At 33.7% G+C, this 22,605-nt stretch carries 24 protein-coding genes; all 24 read right to left on the reverse strand.

The window, feature by feature from the left end; genetic code table 11:
* Window positions 1-26: 26 nt before the first annotated feature.
* The 24 genes from ACXAGJ_RS13135 to ACXAGJ_RS13250 all read right to left on the reverse strand — a co-directional run bounded on the left by ACXAGJ_RS13135 (window position 27) and on the right by ACXAGJ_RS13250 (window position 22,530).
* The gene (locus ACXAGJ_RS13135) at window positions 27-437 is read right to left on the reverse strand and encodes a BLUF domain-containing protein (RefSeq protein ID WP_474840549.1); all 411 of its coding nucleotides are present in this window, start codon (window positions 435-437) and stop codon (window positions 27-29) included.
* 206 nt (window positions 438-643) lie between these two features.
* Window positions 644-2,020 (reverse strand): serine hydrolase domain-containing protein, encoded by a 1,377-nt coding sequence (locus ACXAGJ_RS13140; protein WP_474840551.1) that lies wholly within the window; start codon window positions 2,018-2,020, stop codon window positions 644-646.
* Entirely contained in the window at window positions 2,004-4,394 is a 2,391-nt protein-coding gene (locus ACXAGJ_RS13145; protein ID WP_474840553.1) for an outer membrane beta-barrel protein, read from the reverse strand. The genes ACXAGJ_RS13140 and ACXAGJ_RS13145 overlap by 17 nt, the downstream gene beginning before the upstream one ends.
* 381 nt (window positions 4,395-4,775) lie before the next feature.
* On the reverse strand, window positions 4,776-6,275 hold the full coding sequence (locus tag ACXAGJ_RS13150) for a serine hydrolase (protein ID WP_474840555.1): 1,500 nt from the start codon (window positions 6,273-6,275) through the stop codon (window positions 4,776-4,778).
* 101 nt (window positions 6,276-6,376) lie between these two features.
* Window positions 6,377-7,498, reverse strand: a complete 1,122-nt coding sequence (locus ACXAGJ_RS13155; RefSeq protein ID WP_474840557.1) for a helix-turn-helix domain-containing protein — start codon at window positions 7,496-7,498, stop codon at window positions 6,377-6,379.
* Between the two features lie 6 nt (window positions 7,499-7,504).
* On the reverse strand, window positions 7,505-7,849 hold the full coding sequence (locus tag ACXAGJ_RS13160) for a 5-carboxymethyl-2-hydroxymuconate Delta-isomerase (protein WP_474840559.1): 345 nt from the start codon (window positions 7,847-7,849) through the stop codon (window positions 7,505-7,507).
* 110 nt (window positions 7,850-7,959) lie between these two features.
* Window positions 7,960-8,613, reverse strand: a complete 654-nt coding sequence (locus ACXAGJ_RS13165) for a hypothetical protein (RefSeq protein ID WP_474840561.1) — start codon at window positions 8,611-8,613, stop codon at window positions 7,960-7,962.
* A 180-nt stretch (window positions 8,614-8,793) separates the two neighbouring features.
* Window positions 8,794-9,270, reverse strand: a complete 477-nt coding sequence (locus ACXAGJ_RS13170) for a hypothetical protein (protein ID WP_474840563.1) — start codon at window positions 9,268-9,270, stop codon at window positions 8,794-8,796.
* Between the two features lie 91 nt (window positions 9,271-9,361).
* Window positions 9,362-10,267 carry a class A beta-lactamase, subclass A2 gene (gene bla, locus ACXAGJ_RS13175; RefSeq protein WP_474840565.1) on the reverse strand — a complete coding sequence of 302 codons (906 nt, stop codon included), beginning with the start codon at window positions 10,265-10,267 and terminating at the stop codon, window positions 9,362-9,364.
* A 138-nt stretch (window positions 10,268-10,405) separates the two neighbouring features.
* Window positions 10,406-10,864: a hypothetical protein gene (locus ACXAGJ_RS13180; protein ID WP_474840567.1), complete on the reverse strand. Its 459-nt coding sequence runs from the start codon at window positions 10,862-10,864 to the stop codon at window positions 10,406-10,408.
* Window positions 10,865-10,947: 83 nt separating this feature from the next.
* Entirely contained in the window at window positions 10,948-11,412 is a 465-nt protein-coding gene (locus ACXAGJ_RS13185) for a Crp/Fnr family transcriptional regulator (RefSeq protein ID WP_474840569.1), read from the reverse strand.
* A gap of 96 nt (window positions 11,413-11,508) precedes the next feature.
* On the reverse strand, window positions 11,509-11,892 hold the full coding sequence (locus ACXAGJ_RS13190) for a hypothetical protein (RefSeq protein WP_474840571.1): 384 nt from the start codon (window positions 11,890-11,892) through the stop codon (window positions 11,509-11,511).
* A gap of 211 nt (window positions 11,893-12,103) precedes the next feature.
* On the reverse strand, window positions 12,104-12,808 hold the full coding sequence (locus ACXAGJ_RS13195; protein ID WP_474840573.1) for a DUF3667 domain-containing protein: 705 nt from the start codon (window positions 12,806-12,808) through the stop codon (window positions 12,104-12,106).
* A gap of 110 nt (window positions 12,809-12,918) precedes the next feature.
* Complete coding sequence (locus ACXAGJ_RS13200; RefSeq protein WP_474840575.1) at window positions 12,919-13,362, reverse strand: acetyltransferase; 444 nt, start codon at window positions 13,360-13,362, stop codon at window positions 12,919-12,921.
* A 105-nt stretch (window positions 13,363-13,467) separates the two neighbouring features.
* Window positions 13,468-14,052 carry a nuclear transport factor 2 family protein gene (locus ACXAGJ_RS13205; RefSeq protein ID WP_474840577.1) on the reverse strand — a complete coding sequence of 195 codons (585 nt, stop codon included), beginning with the start codon at window positions 14,050-14,052 and terminating at the stop codon, window positions 13,468-13,470.
* A 127-nt stretch (window positions 14,053-14,179) separates the two neighbouring features.
* Window positions 14,180-14,893, reverse strand: coding sequence for a hypothetical protein (locus ACXAGJ_RS13210; protein WP_474840579.1), 714 nt, complete (start codon window positions 14,891-14,893; stop codon window positions 14,180-14,182).
* Between the two features lie 183 nt (window positions 14,894-15,076).
* The gene (locus ACXAGJ_RS13215; RefSeq protein WP_474840581.1) at window positions 15,077-16,594 is read right to left on the reverse strand and encodes a prolyl oligopeptidase family serine peptidase; all 1,518 of its coding nucleotides are present in this window, start codon (window positions 16,592-16,594) and stop codon (window positions 15,077-15,079) included.
* Between the two features lie 116 nt (window positions 16,595-16,710).
* On the reverse strand, window positions 16,711-18,378 hold the full coding sequence (locus ACXAGJ_RS13220; protein WP_474840583.1) for a S8 family serine peptidase: 1,668 nt from the start codon (window positions 18,376-18,378) through the stop codon (window positions 16,711-16,713).
* A 52-nt stretch (window positions 18,379-18,430) separates the two neighbouring features.
* On the reverse strand, window positions 18,431-18,970 hold the full coding sequence (locus ACXAGJ_RS13225) for an RDD family protein (RefSeq protein WP_474840585.1): 540 nt from the start codon (window positions 18,968-18,970) through the stop codon (window positions 18,431-18,433).
* Between the two features lie 8 nt (window positions 18,971-18,978).
* Window positions 18,979-19,509, reverse strand: a complete 531-nt coding sequence (locus ACXAGJ_RS13230) for a CIA30 family protein (protein ID WP_474840587.1) — start codon at window positions 19,507-19,509, stop codon at window positions 18,979-18,981.
* Between the two features lie 148 nt (window positions 19,510-19,657).
* Window positions 19,658-20,764 carry an ABC transporter substrate-binding protein gene (locus ACXAGJ_RS13235; protein WP_474840589.1) on the reverse strand — a complete coding sequence of 369 codons (1,107 nt, stop codon included), beginning with the start codon at window positions 20,762-20,764 and terminating at the stop codon, window positions 19,658-19,660.
* A 20-nt stretch (window positions 20,765-20,784) separates the two neighbouring features.
* Entirely contained in the window at window positions 20,785-21,273 is a 489-nt protein-coding gene (locus ACXAGJ_RS13240; protein ID WP_474840591.1) for a luciferase domain-containing protein, read from the reverse strand.
* Between the two features lie 71 nt (window positions 21,274-21,344).
* Entirely contained in the window at window positions 21,345-21,917 is a 573-nt protein-coding gene (locus ACXAGJ_RS13245; RefSeq protein ID WP_474840593.1) for a Crp/Fnr family transcriptional regulator, read from the reverse strand.
* Window positions 21,918-22,035: 118 nt separating this feature from the next.
* Window positions 22,036-22,530, reverse strand: coding sequence for a VOC family protein (locus ACXAGJ_RS13250; RefSeq protein WP_474840595.1), 495 nt, complete (start codon window positions 22,528-22,530; stop codon window positions 22,036-22,038).
* Window positions 22,531-22,605 lie beyond the last annotated feature (75 nt).

Below are 22,605 nucleotides of genomic sequence, written 5' to 3' on the forward strand. Positions count from 1 at the left end.
ATTATAGAAAATTATAGTTACAAAAATCAATAGATGCTCATCAGTGATTTAGATTGGTAAATGATAAAATTATGTAATTTTTGACTAAACATGTTTTGATTGTTTTCTATTACTTTTAGAAGTTCCTGATTAGCTTTTTTCTTGTTGTGGGTAATAAAGTTTGTATTGTATCTATTGTATTCTTTTTTTTCAGATTTAATTTCCAAAATTTTCAAAATATTATAATGCCGATAGTCTTGTTCTATTCTTTCAAATAATGATTTGATGGTATTATATTCGCCTTCTATCACCTGAAAGAAAGTCAAATCTGAATAAATTAGAATTCCACTGATGCTGTTGTTATTATTAAATACTTTGGCATCCAGCAATAATGTTTCTACATCTTCGTCGGTTAACCTTTCGGAGGCATTACTGATGTAACATATGGTTAAAAACATATTTAAAAAGGGTTTAGCAATTAATAAAAAACCCATATCCTTATTTATTCCGGATATGGGGTATTTGACGATTGCTCTACTCTAAGTTAATAAATTCCAATAAGTTACCACTCCATTTTTCCTATAGAAATTTTATGGTTTATCCTTTAGATTTGTTATGATATCCTCCTAGCTGTTTTATTTTTGGAATGAATCTGGGAATATTCTCAATTTGTTTTTGTGCCTTTGAGGATAGATTTCCCCTGACTTATTAACTCAAATTCGCTAATTGAATCGACAGTTTGGAATTTGAAAAAAACCTCAAAATCAGCAGGAAAAAATTCAGTCTTACTTCTAGGGTAGATTTCAACACTTGGAATACCCTCTCCTTTAATTTTTAAAGCATTATCCCTTATCACAAAAGATACTTGGGTGTTTTGGTTGGTAATATAATTGCCAGAGTAATTGTGAAGGATTTCAGGTTCAAGGTTGATAATCTCAGGGATTTCCCCTCCCCAATACAGTTTCTTAATAATTTCATCTCCAAATGTGATAGCCTTTTTAACAAGCGCATTGCAAAGAATGCGTCCATTGTCTCCATTGGTAAGCACTACAATACCACTTTGGGATTTGGGTAATAGTATAATGGTAGTGGCAACACCAATATCTCCACCATCATGGTTTAACGCGTATTCTTGAAAAGGAAGGTCTTGTACTATAGTCCATCCTAGCCCTTGTTTTGCATTGTTATGTATAGAGACTTGAGGTTTTACCATTTCTTTGAAGAGTTTACTTTTAATGATCGACGAATCCATAACTGCTGTTCCAAATTTTGCCAGATCCCCTACTGTAATTAAAAGATCATCGGCAGCATCGGCATTGGGAGTGCTATAATCTTCAATAGGATGCTCTTTTCCATTGCTATCATACCATTTGGCAAAACGCAGCGTATCCTTATTAGAAATCCATTTCAACGTAGTGTCCTCCATATTTAAAGGGGTAAACAATAAAGAATCTGCCAAAACTCCTAAATCTCTCCCAAAACGATTTTCTAAAGCGTTCTTCAGATATTCCATTCCTTCACCAGAATATTGATATTTCTCACCTGGTGTAAAATCAAACTTTAGAAGTCCTGATGTATCCATTCTCCTCCAATTTTTAAATCCAATCGTATGGGTTAAAGCATGCCGTGATGTAATCATTTTATGCAGAGAATCATTGATGATATCTGGATCTATCCAATACTTACTGAGTGGTTCATCCATAAACCATGATCCATTTTCGACCAACTTCAACACGGTCATTGTGGTTATTACTTTTGTAATGGAAGCTACATTAAAAATAGTATTTGAAGGAGCTTCTTTACCCAATTGATGTTCTCCATATACTTTGCAGAATCGAACATTTCCATGTTCAATCAACCCTATCCCAACCGCTGGGACTTTATATTCTAGCTGAAGTTCAGGAATTTCATGATTCAAAATCAATTCGATATCTTCTGTAAAAACAGATTTTTGGTTTGCAACAGTAATCTCTTTTTCTTTACAAGAAAGTACTGTAAAAACTAAGAGTACTCCCAGTGTTAGTTTAATCCAATTTATCATATTGTTGTCCTTTTTTTCCTTTATATTTTTTTTGATTGAATAAATAACTGAAGGCAACATTCAGTTGAGGAGTTCGTATTTGACTGCGCAATTGCTGATTAAAGTCTTCTCCATTGGTTGTAATATTAAATTTCCATGTATTAAAAACATCTTTTGCATTCAAGGTTAGCAAGCCTTTGTCATTAAACACTTTTTGACGCAATGCAACGTCCATTCTGTAGATCGCCTCACGTTTGAGCTGCCCTTGTTTGTTACCTCCTCGAAAACGGTGTTGTAATTGAAATGTAAAAGTCTTAGTAAAATCAAAATTAAAATGTACTCTCCCCGAAGAATTCCATCCATCACTATTGTAATCAACTCCATCAAACTGTCCAATTTGATTGAAATACGAAACAATAGTTTCTGCATACAGACTCAACCATGAAATTGGCTTGAACGTAGCACTTACTTCCAATCCTAAAGAATTTCGCTTCCCGATATTAATGGTAGTAACCTCAAACACTTCTTGCAGCTCGTTATCTATTGTAATTGACCGTTGTTGAACAAAAAAATCTTGGATATTATTTGAATTGCGGTAAAATAATGTGGGTGTAATTGAAAAAAGATTATCGAATTTTCTTAAGTACCCCAATTCTGAAATAATGGTATACGTAGGATTTACAGAGGGGTTCCCTACAAAAATATTACGTGCATCACTAAAAGATGAAAAAGGAACCAATGCATTACGCCTTGGGCGACGGATTCTTCTGGAGATCGATAACCGAAGACTTTGGTCATTCTTGAAATTATATTCCAGAAAACCCGATGGAAACAGATCAGTATATTGAATTTTGCTCTCAGCATCTGTTGTCGAAATAATAATATTGGTCGTTTCTGAACGTAGCCCCAGTTGAAATGATAGTCTTTTAAACTTATGGGCATATTGACCATACAATGCCAAAATATGCTCATCATAGGTCGTATTATCGGTAAATTCGGGAATAATGAAGGTGTTATTCTCCGTATTTCTTCTCACTTCGAAGTCATTGTCGATGGTTGTGTTTCTATTACGAACTCCAAATTCCAATTGCTTATTCTTCCCTATCGGTTGCATCCAGTCTATCCATTGGGTGTTTCTTCTGTCCTCTATAACATTTCGAATCAAATCTTCATTAAGGATTTGTTGATTAGGAAATAGTAGAAGGTCATTTATAAAGGAAAAACCGTCTTCATTTGAGAACTGAAGCATCAATCCGACATCAATTTTAGCACCCTTATCGCTCAATTGGAGTTCATAGTCTATTTGATTTTGAAAAAAACTATTTGTGTATGTTTGTATATCTTCACGAGTTGATATTGAAAAAGTTTCTTGATTAATAAAATCGGAATATCGAATGTTATTTTTAGTATTCAAGTCGGCAACACGTTGGGTAATTTCGATTCCCAATTTATTTTTTTTATCAATTTTCCATTGGCTTCCGATATTATTCAAAACGTAGAACTGTTCCAAAACTCGTTCTGAATTTTGGCGAGTATCTATTTCCGTTTCATCAAATTTGTCGGTTTCAAGTTTACTAATTGCTTTAGGTTCTGAGTATCCCAATCCGCCATTATAATACCAGGAAATTTTATCGCCTCCTCGATTAATATTTACATTTAAACCGGAGTTAATGCGAATTCCTGAAAATAGCTCAACGCTACCTGTAAAATTCTTGTTTTTTCCCTTTTTCAGAATCACATTGATGATACCTCCTGTACCTTCAGCGTTGTATTTTGAGGAAGGATTGGTTATAACTTCTATCTTTTCTATTGAAGCTGCAGGAATAGTACGCAATAAGGATGCTGTGCTTGTCAGCCCGCTTATCCGGCCATCCACTAGTATTTGTACTTGAGCGTCACCTCGAATACTAACACTTCCATCAACTTCTACTTGCACCGAAGGAAGATTCTGCATTACTTCTAGTAGACTTCCTCCAGTAGCCTGTAAATCTTTGGTAACATTATACACCTTTTTATCCAACTCAATACGCTGATAGTCATTTGTTTTTATAATGATTTTATCAAGAAGAACATCTGTACGGATAACAAGTGTACCCAAGTTCTTTTTCATTTTGGCTTGGGTCAGATCAATTTCTTTGATATCAGGTTGAATCCCTACAATAGATATTTCTACGTAGTACAAAGCCCTTTGCAATGAAATGCTAAAACTCCCATCTTCATTACACAGAACACCCAGATTTGTTTTTTCAGTATCCTTTTTTTTAAAGATAAGATTTGCAAAGGGTACAGGATTTCCGCTTGTATCCTTGACCTCTCCTGTTACATCCACTCTTTGAGCTAAACACAATAATGGTAAAGAAAAAAGAAATGAGAATATTATATGCTTTAACTTCATTATGGGGTTAACAACTTTTTCTTTTCTAATGAGACTATTAATATTGATTGTACCTGAAACACTAAGAAGACATTTCTGGTCTTTATTGATTAATGTTTTGAGGTTTCTGGAAGTAGCCCTTAGGCAGCATGAGTTTTGTCTGATTCTTCATAGTAAATAAGTATGTAAAAATATTTAACGACTACAAATATAGTAATAAAACTATAATTATAGTAATACTACTATTTTTATAGTCAAAACTATCATTTGAACTATACAAAGGTTTGGTTCCGCAGGTTTTACTTAAAACTAATTACACAAAGCCTCAATATGGTTTCGAAATCTAAACGTTTCTTATCCAAAATTTGAGACTTTTATCTTAAATGAAAGCTAAAGCCGATATTAGTTTTTATAACCCGTCTCCATCTTTTTAATCATTTCTTTTGCGTTAGTATTTTTCGGATTTAAATCAAGAGATTTTTTATAGTTGGTTACTGCATTTTCTTGGTCTCCTAATTTCAAATAACACTCTCCAAGACTATCATATACATTGGCAGAATCAGGAAATAATTGTGTATTTAATTCAAATACTTTTAGCGCATCATCAATTTTTTCATGATTCAAAAGTGCATAGCCCACATTATTCATTTCCCGTTCTCTCAGATAAAATTTCTCTGAATTTTTATGTTGGTCAAACCATTCTTTTCCCGCTTCATAATTTGTAGTAAAAATAATATCATAGATTTCTTGCGCAATGGATTTTTTGGGTAAAACATATTTCCTGTTGGTTAGCTTGTAAAATATTTCCTTTTCTAATTCTCCAATCCACTTTCCACCGCTTGAAGTGAGTATGATTACTCCCGATTGATATTCTGGAGAAAAAACATAAGCACTTCCAAAACCATCTAAGTCCCCACCATGTCCATATTGTATCCCGGTATCAAAAACCTTTTTACCCAATCCAAAACCATATCCATTTTCTTTTTCAAATAGATTTTTATGAAGTATTAACGGATTTGAGGGATCACTCTCTTTGGAATACGTTTTCATCTGAAGCCTCATCAGTTGGATTTGATCATGTATTGTAGAATACACTCCCCCAGCAGCGGTTAATGTACCCATAGTAAATGCAGATGTTTCCTCATTTCTATTTTCTTTTCGATAAGGGGTAGCTAGAAGTTCTTTCTGTTTGTCTGTCAAAACCACCGTTGTATTAGTCATATCATATGCGTTTGAAATATACTTCTGGATCAATGCTGCATAAGTTTGTTGACTTGCCAATTCGCAAACATATCCCACAATTGCATATCCAAAGTTCGAATAGCCAAATTCTGCTCCTGGTTTAGACTGTAATGCAACCTTGTTCAAATCGTTTATCAAAAGCTCTTTGGTATACGGATTTAGCATAGGTTCTCCATTCTTTCTCGTAATAGTGGGTTGCCTATAAGGCAATCCGGATGTATGTAACAAAAGATGTCTTACTGTCACATGCTTGAGTCTTTCTTTAGCATCGTTCGCTAATAAACTCCCTAGATATACTATAAAAGGTTGATCCAAGTCTAATTTTTGTTCATTAACCATGTTTTTGACAATGATTCCCGTCATTTTTTTGGTATCCGAAGCAATTTGATACATCGTATTTTCGGTCGCTGGTTGTTTTGTATTTCGATGTAGAACACCAACTCCTTTTTTAAGAATAACCTTTCCCTTATGTATAACCCCTATAGATAAGGCAGGGATGTTGTTTTTTTGAACTACACTATCAATTTTGTGATTTATCCACTGCATCAATTGTTCTTCGGTGTCCTCGGAAATTACTCCATCTTGCGTTTCCGATTGTGAATACAAGGAATAACTACTTAGTAGATAGCAGGTAATTACGAACAGCATTATTTGTCTCATGTTTTCTAATTTTTTAAAACGATGCCACAAACCTCTGATTTATAGTTCTAATAAAAGTACGAATGATTCATTCGAACCATTTTCTGATCACATAACTATGATTAGCTATGTTTTTTTCTGAATTCTGTAGGAGTATATCCCGTGGATGTTTTGAAATGAGTATTAAAAGTTGATTTGCTATTATAACCTACTTCATACAAAACTTCCAAAATTGTTTTCTCTTTGTCTTGAAGTAGAATATGTTTTGCTTCGGTAATCCGGTATTGATTCACAAATTCGTAAAAATTGAGATTCAGATGGTGGTTTAGGATACTTGAAATTTCTCTGGTATCGATTTGAGTCTGCTCGGATAGCTTTTGAATCGTAAAGTCGGGATCAAAAAAAGGTTTTTCTTCTTGCATGAACCTTTTTAATTCATTCACTTTTTGATGGAGATCAGGATTTTCTTTTACGATAGCCGTTTCCTTGTTTTTATTCAATTGAAGTTTGGAATCAATTCCTGTAAAAATTTTGGGAGCATACATGGCTTTTAGCACTAGCCAACAGGTAAACAATAACATTCCCACGGATACCGCTAACCGAAAGGGAAGAAGGCCTTCGTTTGTATTTCCATACTTCTGACTATTTTTTATAATGGCAACTACAAACAATACACTTAGAAAAATAGTCATTTGCATCAACCATTTATAGTTATAATCGTCTGAGATTGCATAGTTGGCCACCAGTATCTTTTTATATTTCATTAAAAGCTGAAAAATCAGAATGATATACAGTAAGTTTTGCAAATGGGCTAAAGACATCGAAAACACACCAAAGGGGTTATACAGATAGGTATCTGCAAATTGATTTTGAGCGCTAGCATCGGCCAAATAAAAAATAGGAATTTGTATCAGACTCACCAACACAAAAGGAATCAGGTGCAACAAGTATTTTTTCTTGATTTCAAAGTCGGCGTAGACTATAGAAAGTACAAAAAGATATAGAAATGGAATCTCCAAAAAGGAGCCAAGGTCCATTCTGAACAACTCTAACTCGATAGGTAAATCCACTATATTATAGTAAAAATAAGCACTTACATCTATGGCTCTAATGATTAAATAAATGGCCAGAAATATATTCCCTATCCTATTTTTTGAGTTTACCGTAAATAAGAAAAACGCTAAAAGAAATGAAACAAATACTATTAAAAAACTAGTAATTTGAAGTAAAAACTCAGTATTCATTCTTTCTTACACCATTGTTTTATTGCAGTAGGTTGCCTTTTCGAAGTCCCTAATATTTATCGAAATAATCGGAACGTCTGGAAATAGCAATTTCAACTCGGTGATGATACTATCCGATAATTTCTTTTTTTGAGAAAAGGTACGTCCTTCCATAATATTACCAAAAATATGAATGAAATCATCTTGAGTATTACCAACTGTATAATATTCAAAAGGATTGATTCTAACTTTAATATCTGCTGGATCAAAAAGATCGGATGCTACTGCCGTATCATAGACTTTTTGAATAATTTCTTGTGGGGACTTTAGTTGTATAATGTGCTGTGAACAATCAATAACAAAGTGTGGCATAAACTATTTGATTTTCGGCTGTTGATTTTGACTAATGAGAAGGTATTATATTCTTGGGAGTTTTATCCATACTAAGGTAATGAAATTGCAAAGAATTAAAGCACCCTAAATCACAAATATTGGTACCATAATTTTTCTTTAATACCCACTAATTTTTTGATCACCTGGTTGTAACGAATCATGATTCTTATTTGACTTTTATTTGAACAAAAAATGTGTTTGTAGTTCACTCCATAGTTTTCAATTATTCGCTTTTTGCGATTGATTGTTTCCGGGGTTAGCCAATCGTAAAAAATAATCAGAATCACATGTTTACCGTTTTTGAAATCTATTTCTGCCTGTTGCTCATTATACTTTTGATAAAAATCAGGATCATAGTTAGCATCTAAATGAACAGCAGCTTTTTTATCCGAAATTCGAAGTTTTAACGTGTCTTTAATTTCGTTGTAATCAAACTTAAATCTACCATCGAAAACCGGAGAATGATCATTAATTATAATTTGAATGGAGTCTTTAGAAGTCGTCTGTATTCTGAAAATCCCTTTAGCGTCTGTTTCTAATTTAGTAATATGATCTCCTTGAATGATTTGAACTTTGCTCTTTCTTTTATTTAGATTTTTGATGAATGTGTCCTCAGCATCTCTACGAAATATAAATTCGCTAGCTTTGGATTTATAGAATTCGACTTTTGCAACTATTTCCCTTTGTGAATAAAGATGTTGCTGCAAAAGGAAAACGATGGGTAGGAAAAGTAATTTTTTCAAACTGTGTGTTTTGTTCAAACCAACAAGAATTATACCATACAAAACAGGTTTAGGTAATTTTTTATGATCTCAAAATGTGATATGTTTCCTTGACAATAAACATTCAAGAGTTAATTCAATACTGTTTTTATTTTCTCCCAAAAAATTTTCTTTTTTGACTGAATTTGAAACTTATTATCTTCATTTCTGATGTTCACTTCTTTTACGATAGATCTTTAATAAGTATTCTATCCTTGATGAATTTGTATCCAGATGATTCAGGAATACTTTAAACTCTTCAGATCCGGCTGTAAAGGTCAAATATTCATCAGGGTTCCATGGAGAAGTATGATTAGCTTCATTTATGATTTGGTCATTAGAGATAGCCTCCCAACTTATCGCCTTTCTCCCTTCTAATGCAATTCCTTTATCGGATAGTTCTATTTGTATACTATTCTCTTTTGCTAATTTTAGATACCCCGGAATGCCTCTCATCGTTAATAGCATATATAAAATAACCACCACCCCAATTATCCAGTGGGCAGCGAACAGGAAATAAACCCCAACAGCAATCCAAAATATCGCTAACGCGATTTGCCGGTAATAATAGGATTTGGATATGTATATTTTGGTTTGTTGTGGCGCTTTTTTGTTTTCTACAAAAAATTCTGAAATCATTTTTGATTTAATTCTATTTTGAGGTTTATGTGATCTTGCAAAAAGACAAAAGAAAATACATTTTATATGGTGTTGTTTTTCCTTTTTTTAACTAGTATTTTTTTGCAAAATAATCCCAAGCTACTTTGGTAATATCAGCGATGATCTTCTCGTTGGTTTCAAAATTTTCTGACGATTCGGTGACAAAGACACTTATGGCAAAGTACTTTCCGTTAGGCAAAAAAACGAGTCCAATATCGTTTACTGCAGCGGTTATCCCTGTTTCCTTATGCGCTCCCGACCAACCTGTTTTATGAGCCACTACGGTTTCTTTAGGTAATTGGCCTTTTAATCGGTTTTTACCTGTTTTGGTTCCTTTCATGACATCCCAAACAAATTGGTGACTTTCTTTGGTGAGCAGACTATTGCTATTTTTGTAAAATGCTTTAAGAATCCTATTTGCTTCTTGAGGCGTTGTCCAATTCAAAAACTGCTGGTCCCAATTATTTTGCATGGTTTCTTCGTTGATTTTGACTGCAAAATCTTTAAAACCTAATTGAGAAAAATGATTTTCTATTGCTTGTGGCCCTCCCATCAGTCTTAATAACACATCGCACCCCACGTTGTCACTTAAAGCTACTGTATATTTCATAATTTCGGCCAAGGTTAGTGTAGCTCCTTCTGGATATTTTTCGCGTATTGGGCTCCATAAACCTGGCAACAATTCACTTTCCTTGATTTTGATTTTTTGCTCCAGAGAAAAGTTTCCTTTATCGATTTCAGATAACACCTTCAGCGCAATTGGGAACTTGAATACACTTTGCATCGGAAAGTGTTTTTGTCCGTTGATACTCAACGTGTCTTTATCATCCATTCCATGAATTGCCACTCCAACAACAACGTTTTTGGACTGTATAATATCTTCTAATTTCTGTCGTAAAGTTTCTATTTTTTGAGAATATCCTTGTGTAAAAATTAAGAAAAGGATAAAGACAGTAAGAGATCTTTTGTTTGTCATATTGCTTGCTGGTGCTTGTGTGAGAATTGTAGTCTGAAAAATAGCTGTTGCTTATTACTTGTATCAAATATAAAGAAAAAGGCAATTGAGTAAGTTCTCAAATGCCTTATGTTTTTACAAAATTTGATGTTCTTCTATTTATTCTGCCAAACTGAATTTTCGATTTTTGAAGTAAGCATAAAAACTTGTAATTATGGCAAAAGATGAAACGATAGTCATTACGGTTCCCGGAAAAAACTTAACATATCCTCCTAAATCCATAAATAAGAAGTATCCCAAATCTGCTAAACCACCTGTTATTGCGGCAAGAAAAATAGCATTTTTATTTCCTTTCCAAACAAAGAATGCACTTATAAAAGTTACAATACCAATCCAAAACAAGTTGAATCCGTGTTGTCCTACAACCGCCCCTGCAGCTTTCGGATAGTCCATAGTTAGCGTATTGGGATCAATCGCATCTGCTATTCCCGCAATCGATGAAGAAATATCGTTGGTGAGTATGCCTTTCATGGTCATGATTCCTGCGAGAATATGTACAATTCCCCAAATAACCCATAAAATCGCCGAAATTTTTAGTAGTGTAGCTTCGCTTTTCATTTGACTGTAAAATTGATTCCGTCAAATATGTCCTTAATTTATCTTTTGTGCATTAATGTAGATTAAGAAATGATAGTAGACCTTTACTTAAGTTGTTTATTTTTGATCGCACTAAGCGCTTCGGGAGTAATCCCCAAATACGAAGCAATCATCTTTTGAGGTACTCTCTGTACAATTTCTGGATAGGTCTGTATAAAATGGTCATATCGCTCGAGAGCAGAAGCGCTCATTAGCATAATCACCCTTTTCTGAAGGACAGCAATACGTTTTATAAATGCTGGTGCATTTTTACTTTCTTTTTGTATATCTTTTGGAAAAACAGTAATCATAGAATCCTCGAGCGCATCGATATATAAATCGCAAGGTACATCTGGTGCTACATTATCAGCTACCGTCCAACCCTCGGGACCAAACATAAAAATATGTTCTTTGCCCTTTTTATCAATTAAATAACTTCGTAAAAGCCCAGATCGAACTTGATAAATTTTACTGTTTAGATCTCCACTTTTTTGTAAGATCTCACCTTTTTTGACGCTGATCTGTTTCAATAATTAGGGTTTTCAATATGACGTAAAACTATTATTTTATATCCTGCTTGCCAAAGGAAGGGATAAAAGCAATTTACCAGATGTTTGGTATCTGTTTTAAGGTTCACCCATTTCTTCTTCCACATCTTCTACTATTTCAATAGGTTTCTTTTCATCCCAATACGTACCATCCGCAGATAAGTCTAATACTCGGATTGCTTTTGGTTTCTTATTATAATTGTGAATCACAAAATCAAACCAGAAAAAGCAATCGCAGAGTGTCATTGGATATTCTCCGTTATTAGAATGAGACCTATCTAATTTGACAATTAATGTGTCATTCTGTTCTATAACATTTTCTAAATACCCTTTCTTCCATGAACAGTTTACAATATAACCAAACTTCACCTCTAGGTTGCCATCATTGGTTGTATTACTCCGAGTTCCAATAGAATCAATTCCACAATCAGTTCTGCACTCTGAAACCCGAAACTTATCCACTCGTTGACTTAAAGGCAGCTCTTTTTGTTTGACACATCCAAATACTAGAAGTATCAGTGAAATAATAATATAGTTTTTCATTCAAACATTTTTCATTTCCTTCAATTATAGATCAGTTAGGTAAAAGATTATTTTGAAATTTCCTAACTATTTTTTATCCACATCTTAACCTATATTTCAGAGGTATACTTCGATTTACACCTTATCCTTCTCATCCTCCAAATTTGTTATAGACATCTATTAAAATCCCAACCAAGACAATAACGAATGAACCCATTGTTGTTCCAAAAACATATGCTAACAAGCCCTTGAAATAACTCATCGCTTTGTTTTTATTAAAGAAATTTCCAATAGCCCAGGCAGAATATGCAAGTGCCACAAAATAAGTAAAGTTATAACTTTCAAAACCAGTTATACTTTCTATGATCCCAAAGAAAGTGAAAATTAGATTTCCGATTCCTACAGTAAAAAATATCAAAATAAATATCTCATAGATATTATACTTGGAGTTTAAAAAAAATAACCGAGTCCAAAGCCCAATAAAAAAACCCAATAGAATATTGACAACTCCAAAATTTTCTCCAACCCATTCAAATGCTTTTAGCACACCAGGGCTTTGTATATTCTCTGGTGTTGTGCCTGTATTAAAACCTAATATTTGTTGAGTAATCACAAAAAACAACGAACTGAAAATCACAAAAATGATAGGTTTTACCAGTCTTTTTCTATCATATAAAATAAATTCCAGGACGGCTTTTCCAGGTCTTAAAAACAACTCTTTGATGGTATATAAAACTCCCTTTTCAAAGTTCAAAACACCACCAATTTCTTTAAGGATATAGGCACCATCAATTCTCTCTAAAGGTTCTAAATTTTTATGTTCCTCAGACTGTTGTTGATCAGGAGTAGTATTCATTTTTTTGTTTTTTTATCAATAGTAACTTTAACGCGTAGAATGATTAAGTTACTTCCCTTGAGCACTAAAATAACAAAATTGAAAGGAGCTTTGTCTCTTTTGAAGTAGTATTATTTTTTTAACTCCATATGTAAAATGGGATAAGGCTTACCCGTGGAATCTAACTCTGAACGATTTATAACTTCAAATCCACAATGCTTATAAAAACCAACAGCTTGTTCATTTTGTTCGTTCACATCTACCATGGTTACGCCCAAATTGTTGATCGCATAATCCAATAATGTTTTTCCAATTCTTTTTCCTCGATACTTAGGATCTATAAATAACATTTCCAAATTCCCATCGGCGACCCCCAAAAACCCAACTATGTTCTGATCTTCATCCTTGATACATCTTAATGTTACCGCATCCAGATAGGTATTTAAGATTAACGGTTTAAAATAGGTTATATCTTCTTCTTTCAAAAAGTGATGTGTAGCTCTAACCGAAGCTTCCCAAACCTCTACTACTTCTTGGTATTGTTCTTTACTAACTGTATCTATTTTTTGTTTCATTTCCTTGAGTGTGGCTAATGTTTTCGTAAATGTCCTACCAAAACAAAGTGTTACCCTGTTTTAGATTTTTCTACCTCATCGACAATCAAATCTAGATACGGATTGCTATTTTTTGGTATTGTACAATTCGATGGCTTGTAAGTATTTTTTTCCTACCTCCTTTGTTTGCGGATACAGAAATCCATCCAGTTCAGGATGGTTTGCCTTGGTCCAATTTACCAGGCTATCTCTGTTTTTAAGAAATTTTGCGACATCAAAAACCTCGTATTTCAATCTTTCTACTTTGACTATTTTTTGATCCTCAAATCGTACCATTTCACGCCATACTATTGGTTCTTCGGTAAGAAAAAGGATTCTTTTATCAATTTTTGAAATTTTGGCTTTTACCACATCATTTTCTTGTTCAATTTCAAGGACTTTGTAAGTGGGTTCGAATACCGAATCCCATTCTAGCCATACGGTATAGGCTTCTTGAGAAAAACGTTCTTCGTAGTTGTCTGCATTTTCTCGTACCACAATACTATCCCCTAGTATCGCTGCCATTCCGGAGACATCAGAACGATCAAGAGCCTCATAATACTGCTTTGCAATTTCGAGTTTGGTAATTTCTTCATCCTTTTTCTTTTCAGAAGTATTGCAGGACGTACACCCTATGATCAGCAATACTAGTAGTGTCAGGATTTTGTTCATTCTCTTTTAATTTGATGTAATATAAATAATAAAGGGCATTAAATGCCCTTTATATAATGTGATCTTCATCGTTTTTAATTAAATCCGATTCTTCAAGATGAAATTATGCCATCATGAATCATTCAAGTTATAGACCTTTCAAATCGATTACTTCAAAATTTCTTGCATCAAAATAATCATCTAATCCATAATCAGTATTGATGATGATACCTCCCAATAAGGTTATCTTGTCTACATGGAATTCACTTTTACAGGTTTTTATATACTCATGGATCTTCTTATCAATAATCTTGTACGTAGCTTCTGTGATGGCTTTTGCTTGATTATCGCTACCTAGTATTTCGTCTCTGTATGGTAATAAACTCTCTTCCAACTTCATTTGTTGGTAATCATCATCATTCACTACAGGAGCATAATCATTATCCTGTAAACGACTTAAAGCAAGCATCAAAGCTCCACAAGAGTTTCCTGTTTCTTCCATTCTTGGTCGATACATCTTACCTAAATCTCCTTCTAAGGTAATTCCGATATGAGGACCATAAAAAATAAAAGCACTTCCATTATCTGGTATATGATGCGCAAATGCTGTCATTCCCGTTTGTCCAACAAAAGGGACTCCCCCAAGTCCTCCCATTACAAACGGTCCAAACAAGACATTAAAGAACGTAGTTGATGGTACATTAATATCGTCAGAACAAACAGAAGTTGCCATAAGTACCTTTGAAATATCCAATTGATGCTCAATTTGCATTTTCCCTAAATAATGAATAGAAGTATCTTTTGCATCCTTGGCATTAGGGAATTCCTTTTTTACTACTTCGTCAAATTTTCTTTGTAACATGCTTCAGTGATTTTTTACGATGTTTTAATTATTAGATCTCATAAAGATAAACTAATTTCATTAAAAGCAACAATGTTGCATTAAATAACAAATACCAAATAGGTGTCCTTACCAGATATAATTTCTAGACTATTGTTTTTTTGCCCTTAGCTATCTCATTAGGTATGTGTAATACCGAAATTCTTAATTCTTTAACTGCTGTAGTCTATTAATTGCATTTTGATTTTCGGGATTCAATTCCAAGGATTTTTTGAAGTTTGCAATGGCATTTTTTGCATCCTTTTTGATCAAATAAGCCTCGGCCAAACTATCGTACAAATTTGCCGAATTTGGATATATATGCAAGGCTAACAAAAACACATTAATCCCATCATCTATTCTTTTTTGGCCAAAAGACAAGCTCAAACCTAGTTTATTAAGCATCCATTCTTGTAGTTCAAGGTTTGGATATTTTTTCAAGGTTTGTTGATACAAAGGAATCAAATCTTGATATCCCTGACCCAATGCCAAATCATTAAAATCCTTATAGTTGAATTCTTTTGTGAGGGATTTCTTCATTCTTTTTGAAATCTCATTACTTTCCGGAGTGTTTTCAATGAATTTCTTGGCACTTACTTCATTTTTTAATGTAGCATTGAGAAATTGCAAGGTATACATGGAAAGCAGGTTGTAAGAGGTCATTATTTTATCATCACTTTTGTCTTGCCTTTTATCTCTATTCCCAAATAAAACGCCATAGGAACTAAAATAAGAATGAGATAGATCATGGAATTTGTAACTATACGAATTACTGTATTGCAAAGAATCATACAGTTGAAACTTATAGTTCAATTCTGCCGGGATTTTATCCTCCTTCAAAACGATTTCAGGAATTTCTTTTTGAGCAAAATGAACATAGGGAATATTCAATCTGTTTAAATTAAAATAAGCCGATTTTTCTAACACATCATATCTGTATCTTTCAGTTCCATCAAGACTTATTAAGACTTTGATGTTACGATTTTTCATCACCGTAATTGCGTTAGAGAGCCCGCCAAAACTAAATCCCATCAATGCAATTTTATCTGTATCTATGCTTTTATACTTATGAATCTCTTTCAGCAGGAATTCCACATCACGAGATTGCGTTTCCATATCTTTGGTTGTTCCGCCTTCTAATTGCCTGGTATCTGTACCTCTAGATGGGCTGGATATCACTACAAATCCATTACTCGCCAAATACTCAAAGAGTGCAAAATTCTCGATCGATGATGCCTGATAACTAGGGGCGTACACTACCACAGGAAATGTATCGTCCAAAAAACGGGCTTCAGGAAAAGCTCTCGCGTTTTCGGATAGATGCGCTTTGTTTTGAGGTGTATTCCACAAGTAAGGAAACCAATCTAGCAGAAACTCATTGGGTAAGTTTTCCCATTCTTCCTCTTCCTTTAACACCTCCAAATAATCTAAAACTGTTAGTGGCCTGGTAGTTTCTTTTTTAAGGTCTGCAGGATACCAAATACTCACAGAAATGGGTCGGTATATCAATTGATTATTAAACTCATTTTTGATTTGATAAGTTCTCGTGCTATCAATAGCGGTATAGTGTTTAAATCCAACAGCATATTTACCTGGATTTAAATTGATTTTTTCTAATGAAGTTTGTCCAAATAGTACCCCAAATTGAAAAAGCACCAAGGCCCATAACGTTACAATTCTCATTTTTTTGATGATTAGTGTTCAAATGTATAGATTGATTAATCGGGTAATTGTTACAGTTCGTGGCCTCCTAGTAAATGTATACAATAGGAGTAAATTCTAAATAAGCCAATCCGGGCTTAATTTGTGGTTTGCAACCTGGATGCCATCAAAAAGGCGTTATAAGCATTTATTATCCTACCTGATTTGCTCAATTCTGTAAAAGAAACCTCTTTTGGGTTATTATTATCATCATTTATTTTGACTGGAATTTCAAAATAAGTTCCAGACTCCATGATAACCTTCTTCAATTCAACTGCCGATAAGTTGGGGAAATAAGATAATAGAAGCCCTGCCAATCCAGAAACCATAGGTGCTGCCAAAGAAGTCCCCCTAGAAAACCCAAAATTATTATTTTCTTTAGTCGTATAAATTTTTACTCCGGGAGCGAAAACATCTACAGTGTTTTTTCCGTAATTAGAAAAACTGGCCACAAGATTTTCATTGACTTCATAACCACTTGCACCAACAACGATAAAATTATTTACTAATTCTGGACCGCCCATATAATCATTTGGAAAATATAAGTGTTTATCTGTATTAACTGCGTCATTTCCTGCTCCATGTACAACGAGTACATTGTTACTTTCGGCATATTTAATAGCATCTATGACCCAATTTTGATGTAAAGAGAATTGCTTGCCCCAACTCATGTTAATTACTCTTGCCCCATTATTTACCGCATATCGAATTGCCATTGCGATATCTTTATCATGTTCATCACCAGATGCAACCATGACAATAGGCATAATTTTAATGTTTTCTGAAAAGCCCATAGCTCCCAAACTATTATTCCTATCAGAACCAATAACACCAGAAACAACTATTGAATGATTAAAAGGTACTTTCCCAGAAACAACATGATTTCCATAAATTGAATCCGTTATCTTATTGAGATTATCACCAACGATTTCTCGTTCCTTGTAATCCAGATTATAAGTTGTTTCAAGCATATCGCTATACCACTGGATGTAATGTTTAAACATTTTTTCTGTTCGATCGTTTTGTTTTGCAGATTTAAGAAATTTTGCATGGTCATTAGTAATCGAGTCCTTAGTTGAACTCAATACTTTATCCAAATCTGCAATGCTAAACTCCTCTTTTTTTGTTAGTTGCTCAATACTTGCTGAAGCTGATTCATACCTTTTCAACCACTCCTTAAAGTAACTTATTGAAGACTTTAATTTATTAATATCATTTGGAAGCTGTTTTTTGGCTTTTACATAAAGTTTATAGTTTGATAACTCTTCTTTGTCAATATCAGTTGAATCCTTTCCTTCAAATACTTGTTCAAATTTTTTAATGACTCTTATGACCTCGGCGCTTTGAAACTTAACATATTTTCCATTTGAATTTCCCAAAAAATCCCAACCCACTTTGTCATCTATAAAACCATTGTTATCATCATCTATTCCATTATTAGCAATCTCATCTTTATTTTCCCAAATATGTTCTTTTAAATCAATATGATCTATATCGACCTTGGTATCAATTACAGCTACTATAACTTCGTCTCCTTTTGGGTACTTATCCAACAAACCTGATTCGTATAACCTATCTAAACCAACACCTGGTATTGTGTCATTTTCATAATCCTTATGATGCCAATTTTGTAGTTCTTCGTTGGATAATTGTTTTTCTTTTGAGGTTAGATGATTATTTGATGATTTCTTCGGTGTTTCCTGGCAGGAAGAATGACTAATTACCAAAAGGTAGAAAACAGTTATAACAACTCTTTTTATATTCATTTTTTAATTCAGTTTTATTGGCTTTGATGTTTAATATATGTGTTGTAACGAGTTAAAATGTTACGTTGTTCTTTTGGCTATTTGTTGGCTGATTCTTTTCAATTTTTGTATTTGATACTTTATCGTATAAACTACTTTTCCCTCCCGAAATAACAATACTGATTAGATAAATCACAATAATAACCTGTGGTACTATGAGAGTAATCCAAACCCAAACCGGAGGGTTTTGATCAGATTGTGAATAGAAAACAATCCAATGTACCCCAGTATGCGCAATTTCCCAAGGCAACAGCTTTAAGATATTTCTTGTAAGAACATGTAGTTTACTATTTTGAGAATCAGAGCGAACTGAAATATTTAAGATTCTTTTTCCAACTGTAGCTCTAGTTTTGCTTTGTTCTGACAAGAAAAAATAAAAGAACACTGGCAATGTTAATGAAATGAACCCCACCAGCTGAGCACTTATAGGTGTTAAAGGGATTTTTTTAAAATTGAAGATAGTCGCGATACCAAATAAAAGAACTGCATAGATGGCGATGATGATATAATCAATCATGTACGCTACTAATCTTCTTGTAACTAATTTTTTCATACGTTGACTTATCTCAATGCTATGGTATCAATAAGCAACTGAAATTCTTCTTCACTCTTGTTCCCAATTAAAAAAGCAATTTCCTCAATATACTCTCCCGAAAAATTTGGTTGCTCAAGTTTTCTCCCTCTAAATGTTGGATACATAACTTCTAAAGGGATTTGAATTTCTTGCCAATCACCATTTGTAGAGAAGTAAGAGATATAAGAATAATAATCTCTCGAATTGGCTTTTAGTCTAAATTGATATTTTTTACCGTCTCCTTTTACTTTAAGAACAATCTTAGTGTAACCCTTCACCGATATTCTTTCGAATCTATGTCTTACCGAAGAGAATCCTCCATTATTTTCTAAGGATACATTTCCTTTAAAAACCCCATAACCTTCAGGACTTAACACTAAAGAACCGGATGATCTTCCTCCCATCACCACATCATCAACCACTAACCAGTTTTTTAGATCCGAATCTGGATTAAAATCAAAAATGATCTGTGATGAAAGTGAAGCAAACATGATAATCATAGTTATTATATACTTCATGATTTGGTCATTATTAGTATTTACAAGATATTTTCTTGTAAGAAAAGTAATGGTAAACAACCCACTTTTTCAATACTATAAATGTAAAAAAAAGCATAAGTTTTATCAACTTATGCTTTTTATGTTCCTTGTTGGTGATTGACTAAAACTATTGGGGTTTGATAGTATAGTCAATATCTATTGGAGTTGGGCCATTAGCCGGTCCAATTAAATGAAGCATTTGCATTCGAAATCTTTCCACAATGTCCCTCTTTAATAACCAACGGTGAAAATCTGCGGGAGAGGTATTGTGATGATGAACAGATTTTTTTTCTGCGGGAGCATCTACATCTCTTCTGACAGGAAACTGAAGCCATTTGGATTGAAACTCTTCAGAAAGCATCCAATTTAGATATAACTTAGCCGCAGCTTTATGCTTGGCTTCTTTTGGAATTCCAGCAGCTTGAAACCAAGTAAGAAAATAATCTTTTTTTGGAAACTGAAAACTTGTATTCATACCAGGAATCGGTGCAAAAGCCCAAAAAGTTGTAAAGCTTGCTCCGTACCATCCATTATTTATTGCCACATAGGGCATCGCTGTACCTCGAACCCAAACAGGTTTTGTGGCCACAAGTTTTTCTAAATACTCCCAACCGTACATTTCTTTCAGATTCCAAAATTGATAGAGCACAGCATCATCATCATGAGGGTAGGTTAAAATTACTTTTCCCTTAAGTGCTGGATTCAAATAATCCATTGCATCTCTCGGCGCTTCATTTTCAGGAATTATATCTTTATTCACATAATTACTAAAAGTCACTCCATATAGACCTGTCCAATGCCCATGAGGATCTTTGTAATCAGGAAAAACTTTATCCCAATTTTTTGGTTTGTATGAGTCTAAAAATCCTTGTTCTGTATAATATGTAAATCGATGTAATGTCTGAAATTGTATCACATCAGGAATATTCTTTTTCCCTCCTGCAGCACGTGCGTTATCATAACGTGGAGCATGATTAATACTTACATCTACAGAATGCGTCACTTTCAATTTTGGAAAACGTTTTTTAAACATGTCCAAATAATAATCTATTTGATCAGATTTGTCTCCACCTGCACGAAGAATGAATTCACCTCCTTCTTCTAATGCTGCTTGATACAATTCTTCCAAAGATTTAGTTTCAATTTCTATGTATGCGGACCCCTTGAAGTTTTGGGCATTAATACTCCCCATGCATATGGTTATAACTACAAAAAGACTTTGTACTTGTTTCATTTTATTTCTGTTTAAAGTGATTATTTTATTTTTCCCAAGGCAAAATCGTAAGATCGTTTCAGTATGAATTTGGCAACCTCCAACTCTTCTTGATTCCTTGGAGCATACATCATGATAATATTTGGAGGTAGGTATCCTCTTTCAATAAGTGGATGCCACTCACCCCAACCATTTATAATTATGAATTCGGCATCTTTTTGAGGAAGCCCTAGATGCATACTATAATCGGGATAAGGGTGAAAATGCGCAAATTCCGAGTCTACCATAAAAGCACTACAGCTTTTACATTTATGATCATCTTCCATGCACATTGCAATAGATCCAGGGACAGATATTGTGCTAGGTTTTTTTTCTATATGACCAAGTTTGAAAGCCCAATCTTTCAGTTCTTCGATAAATGAAATATCTTGTGGCTGTTGGTTTAGTTGTGTATGTGGATTGGTATCAGTCGTCTTTGGACGAAGACCATTCCTGATTGGTAAATTTCCAAGTGTGAGATTAGAATCCATGTTTCTTTGTCTTTTTTATAGAGCAAAGTTCTATGGTATAACTTGAAAAAAACTTAAGGTAGTTTAAGAAATCACTTCTTCAGATTGTTACGCAACATGCTTAAAAACTCAGGAGTTACTCCTATATAACTGGCGATATGTTTCTGAGAAATCCGTTGTGCCAAATTCGGATATTTATTAAGAAAAAAAGTGTAGCGTTCTTCGGCAGTAAACGAAAGGTTTTGCAAAATTCTGTTTTCGTGAGAAAACATGGTATTTCTAAACAAAACTCTGGTGTAGATCACAAATTCAGGAATCTCTTCTATCAGATAATCCCAATTTTCCTTACTTATGGATAACACAACTGTATTTTCTAAGGCTTGAATATTAAATGAAGCTGGCGTTTTATTTATAAAACTTTGTAAATCTCCAAACCACCAATTTTCCATCGAAAAAGTAATATTATGGGCAACACCATTTAGATCATAAACATAAGTTCTAACACAACCCTTTAGAATAAAGTATACTTCTTTAGCATATTGATTTGAAAGGAGTAAATGTTCTTTTTTGGGATATTCTTTAGTCACTAATCGATCTAATATCATCAAAAGTTTCTTGTCAGAAACTGACACTACACTTCTAATATGTTCTGAGATTTCGTTCATTTAGCTTACTGTCTAATTTTTGATAACAAGATACTAAATATTAGAAACAACAACGGTTTGAGCCTACACCCAAACCGTCATTATTCTTTATACATTTTTGTAAGCTCTTTTTTCTCTATTAATTTGGAGAATGTAGCCCTAATTTATTTCCTTCTGTATCCAAAAACAAGGCAAAAAATCCACTTTCATCTGCATGAGCAGTTTTGGGAACAATAATACTGCCACCATTTTCTTCAACCTTATCGAGTATAGTTTGAAGATTATTACCGCCATTTAGATATATAGTTACCCCATCCGCAGAGGGTTTGAAATCCTCTCCTTTCATAATGACTCCCATTACCGTTTGGTTTTGATACGGGAATACTCCCATTTCCATTCCTGGCATTTCCATTTTTTCGATATCCACCTCCAAAATTGTTTGATAAAAACGAATTGCTCGTGAAATATCTGTTGCTGGAATCTCAAAAAGGGAAACAAAACTATTCATATCTTTTACTTTTTCTTCTACCGTTGTAAGTTGTATTTTGGTTTCTGAATTGGGCTTATTTTGATCTTTACAGCTAATAACGCTTAAGATCAAAAAAAATGAAACCCCTAGTATTTTTCTTTTCATTCTTTTAAATAAGTTTATATCGTAAAGTTAATTGTAATGAACGAATTGGAATTGTAAAAATGCGACACCTACCCC

The organism is Aquimarina sp. AWH4_224, assembly GCF_056160245.1.